Below are 1,291 nucleotides of genomic sequence, written 5' to 3'. Positions count from 1 at the left end.
TGATGGATGGCATCACGGCGGTGCGGCACATCATGCAGCGCTGCCCAACCCCGGTGTTGATGTTCTCCTCGCTGACCCACGAAGGCGCCCGGGTCACCCTCGATGCGCTGGACGCCGGCGCGGTGGACTTCCTGCCGAAGAATTTCGAAGACATCTCCCGTAACCCGGAGAAGGTCAAGCAACTGCTGTGCGAGAAGATTCTCAGCATCTCGCGCAGTAACCGTCGTGTCAGCGCCTACACCCCTCCGGCACCGGTCGCTGCGCCAGCCCCGACGCCTGCGCCTTCGAGCGTCGGCAGCTACGRCAGCAGCGCGCCTGCGCGTCCGGCACCGGCACCGATTGCGGCGCGCCCCCATGCAGCGGCTCCGTCATCTCCCGCGCCGAAACGCAAAGCCTACAAATTGGTCGCCATCGGTACCTCCACCGGTGGCCCGGTTGCGCTGCAACGGGTTCTGACACAGTTGCCGGCCAACTTCCCGGCACCCATCGTGTTGATCCAGCACATGCCGGCAGCCTTCACCAAGGCCTTCGCCGAGCGCCTGGACAAGCTGTGCCGCATCAGTGTCAAGGAAGCCGAGGATGGCGACATCCTGCGTCCGGGCCTGGCGCTGCTCGCACCCGGTGGCAAGCAGATGATGATCGACGGCCGTGGCGCGGTGAAAATCCTGCCGGGCGACGAGCGTCTGAACTACAAGCCGTGCGTGGACATTACCTTCGGTTCCGCGGCCAAGTCCTACGGCGACAAAGTTCTGGCGGTGGTACTGACCGGCATGGGCGCCGACGGTCGCGAAGGCGCGCGTCTGCTCAAGCAGGGTGGCAGTGCGATCTGGGCCCAGGATGAAGCCAGTTGTGTGATCTACGGCATGCCAATGGCCATCGTCAAAGCCGAACTCGCGGACGCGGTGTACAGCCTCGACGACATCGGTCGGCACCTGGTTGAGGCTTGCATCTGATGGATGTGCTCAGCCTTATCGGGATCATCATGGCGTTCGTCGCCATCATCGGCGGCAACTACCTTGAAGGCGGTCACCTCGGCGCACTGGCCAACGGCCCGGCGGCGTTGATCGTACTCGGTGGCACCATCGGTGCCGCGCTGCTGCAATCGCCGATGAGTGCCTTCAAGCGTGCCATACAGATTCTCGCCTGGATTCTGTTTCCGCCTCGCGTGGACCTGGCCGGCGGCATTGATCGCGTGGTGAACTGGAGTCTGACCGCTCGCAAGGAAGGTTTGCTCGGGCTGGAAGGGGTGGCCGACGCCGAACCTGACAGCTACTCGCGTAAAGGCCTGCAA

Annotated in this window: 2 protein-coding genes; both read left to right on the top strand. The window is 64.2% G+C overall.

Going from position 1 to position 1,291, the window contains the following annotated elements; genetic code table 11:
- Positions 1-953: protein-glutamate methylesterase/protein-glutamine glutaminase (locus tag AC1DLB_RS30260; protein WP_477786314.1), on the top strand; the 953-nt coding region annotated here is incomplete at its 5' end.
- Positions 953-1,291: motility-associated protein (locus AC1DLB_RS30255; RefSeq protein WP_477786313.1), on the top strand; the 339-nt coding region annotated here is incomplete at its 3' end. The genes AC1DLB_RS30260 and AC1DLB_RS30255, both read left to right, overlap by 1 nt.

Source organism: Pseudomonas sp. 05N434 (genome assembly GCF_056396965.1).
The sequence above is the reverse complement of the archived record's forward strand: the minus strand, read 5'-3'. Positions and strand labels throughout refer to the sequence as shown.